This is a genomic window from Streptomyces sp. NPDC059455, assembly GCF_042750115.1.
Classification (GTDB): domain Bacteria; phylum Actinomycetota; class Actinomycetes; order Streptomycetales; family Streptomycetaceae; genus Streptomyces; species Streptomyces endocoffeicus.
Window position 1 is genome coordinate 35,749 of sequence record NZ_JBHYVB010000082.1, and the last position, 2,937, is coordinate 38,685.

At 74.8% G+C, this 2,937-nt stretch carries 1 protein-coding gene, 1 pseudogene and 1 riboswitch (1 of these 3 only partly in view); the gene and the pseudogene both read left to right on the forward strand.

What is annotated here, in order from left to right; genetic code table 11:
* The first annotated feature begins 152 nt into the window (after window positions 1–152).
* Window positions 153–306: riboswitch (cobalamin riboswitch) on the forward strand.
* A 165-nt stretch (window positions 307–471) separates the two neighbouring features.
* Complete coding sequence (locus ACFXB5_RS26870; RefSeq protein WP_385212253.1) at window positions 472–1,455, forward strand: cobalamin biosynthesis protein; 984 nt, start codon at window positions 472–474, stop codon at window positions 1,453–1,455.
* Window positions 1,452–2,937 (forward strand): annotated as a pseudogene (locus ACFXB5_RS26875) (cobyric acid synthase) (it continues 219 nt past the right edge of the window). Before ACFXB5_RS26870 ends, ACFXB5_RS26875 begins: the two are co-directional and overlap by 4 nt.

Below are 2,937 nucleotides of genomic sequence, written 5' to 3' on the forward strand. Positions count from 1 at the left end.
GATGGTCGCGCTGACCAGCGCCGACCGTCCGGCGGCCGTCCTGTGAGGGGCGGTTGTCTGTGGGGCTCGGCACACTCGGGCGTCATGGGTCATTTGCGAGTTGACGGCCATTCGCGGCCCATGGTGGACTTCCCGAGCCAAACGGCGGCAGGAGAGGAAGCCGGTGAGAATCCGGCGCGGTCCCGCCACTGTCACCGGGGAGCACCCTCCCATCGCCTGTATGGGGTCACGGCTCGTCCGTACGGTTCGTCGCGTACACGGGGCTGGAAGACCGGGAGGGCCGCGGATCCGGGAGCCAGGAGACTCTCACCGCCGGTCACGTCGAACCAGGGCGCGGACCCTGAGTGAGGACATACCGCCATGCCCGGCATCGCCACGCCGCCAGCCCTCCCTGTCCGATTCGGCTCTTCCGGCCCCTCTGGCCCATCTGGTTCCCTATCGCCGCGCCGAGGCGTGACGGCGGCCTGACGGATGCGTGCCGACCACGCCTCGTTCGCGTGCGGCGCGGCCCTCGGCTTCCTCGGCGACCTCGCCACGGGTGATCCGCGCCGCGGCCATCCGGTGGCCGCGTTCGGGCGCGCCGCCGCGGCCGCCGAGCGCCGGCTGTGGCGCGACCACCGGGGCTACGGGGCCCTGCACACCGCGTTGTGCGCGGGCGGCGCGGCCGCCGGTGCCGCGCTGCTGACCCGCGCCGTAAGGGGCCTTGACGGCCGCCGTGGTGCGGAGGTCGCGCTGACCGCCGCCGCCACCTGGGCCGTGCTGGGCGGCACCAGCCTGGGCCGTGAGGCACGGGCCGTCGGCGGGGCGCTGGCCGCCGGGGACCTCGATGTCGCCCGGGAGCGGCTGCCGCATCTGTGCGGCCGTGATCCGCAGGCGCTGGACGGGCCGCAGATCGCCCGCGCGGTCGTCGAATCGGTCGCCGAGAACACCTCCGACGCGGTCGTGGGCGCGCTGGTGTGGGGCGCCGTGGGCGGTGTGCCGGGGCTCATCGGCTTCCGCGCCGTCAACACCCTGGACGCCATGGTGGGCCACAGGTCGCCGCGCTACCGGCGGTTCGGCTGGGCGGCGGCCCGGCTGGACGATGTGGCCGGCTGGCCCGGTGCGCGCCTTACGGCGGCCCTGGCGACGCTCGCCGGCCCCGATCCGCGCGGTGCGTGGCGCGCCTGGCGGCGCGACGGCCGACACCATCCGAGCCCCAACGCGGGCCCCGTCGAGGCGTCCTTCGCGGGCGCGCTCGGCGTCCGGCTGGGCGGCACCCTCGCGTACGGCGGCCGGGTCGAGCGCCGGCCGGTGCTCAACTCCGGCGGGCGGCCGGTGGAGCCGGCCGATATCGAGCGGGCGATACGGCTGTCGCGGCGCGTCGGCGTCCTGGCGCTCGGGGTGTCCATAGCGGCCCGGCCGGTCCTGAGGGCGTTGACGGGGCGGCCCCGGGCCTTGGGAAGGGGCGGTGGATGAGCGGGATACGCGGTAAGGGCGGCACGGACGGTTCCCGGGCGCGCGGTGGGGGGCTGCTCGTCGCGGGCACGACCTCCGACGCGGGCAAGAGCGTGGTGACGGCCGGGATCTGCCGGTGGCTCGCCCGTAAGGGCGTCAGCGTGGCGCCCTTCAAGGCACAGAACATGTCACTCAACTCCTTCGTCACCCGGGAGGGGGCGGAGATCGGGCGGGCGCAGGCCATGCAGGCCGCCGCCGCGCGCGTCGAGCCCAGCGCGCTGATGAACCCGGTCCTGCTGAAGCCGGGCAGCGACCGCAGCAGCCAAGTGGTGCTGCTGGGCAAGCCGGTGGGCGAGCTGAGCGCGCGCGGGTACTTCGGCGGGCCCGGAGCCCCCTCGCCCGGCGAGAAGCTCTCAGCGGGGCGGGAGGCGCTGCTGGGGACCGTCACGGAGTGCCTGGAGGAGCTGCGGAGCGCCCATGACGCGGTGATCTGCGAGGGCGCGGGCAGCCCTGCCGAGATCAATCTGCGCCGCACCGACATCGTCAACATGGGGCTGGCACGCGCCGCCGGGCTTCCGGTCGTGGTGGTCGGGGACATCGACCGCGGCGGCGTCTTCGCGTCCTTCTTCGGCACGACCGCACTGCTGTCGGCGGCGGACCAACGGCATGTGGCCGCCTACTTGGTGAACAAGTTCCGCGGCGATGTGAGCCTTCTGGAGCCCGGTCTCGAGACGCTGCGCGACCTCACCGGGCGCCCGACCGTCGGGGTGCTCCCCTTCGCCCACGGGCTGGGGATCGACGAGGAGGACGGGCTGCGGGTGTCGCTGCGCGGCACGGTGCGGGAGAGCGTCGTGGCGCCCCCTTACGGCGCGGATGTCCTGCGGATCGCGGTGGCCGCCGTGCCGCTGATGTCCAACTTCACGGACGTGGACGCGCTGGCGGCGGAGCCGGGTGTGATCGTGCGGTTCGTGGACCGGCCCGAGGAGCTGGCCGACGCCGATCTGGTGGTGCTGCCGGGCACCCGGGGCACCGTAAGGGCGGTGGAGTGGCTGCGTGAGCGCGGGCTGGCCGACGCGATCGCCCGGCGGGCCGCCGAGGGCCGTCCGGTGCTGGGCGTCTGCGGCGGCTTCCAGGCGCTCGGGGAACGCATCGAGGACGAGGTCGAGTCGAAGGCCGGGACGGTCGCCGGGCTCGGGCTGCTGCCGGTAAGGGTGCGGTTCGCGCCCGAGAAGACCCTGGCCCGGCCGGTGGGCGAGGCCCTCGGCGAGCGGGTGGAGGGCTACGAGATCCACCACGGGGTCGCCGAGCTGCTGGACGGGGCCGAGGAGCCCTTCCTGGACGGCTGCCGGGTGGGTTCGGTGTGGGGCACGCACTGGCACGGCTCGCTGGAGAGCGACGGCTTCCGGCGGGCGTTTCTGCGGCGGGTGGCCGCCGCGGCGGGCCGGGCGTTCGTACCGGCGCCGGACACCCGCTTCGGCGAGAGGATCTAGGAGAAGAGATACA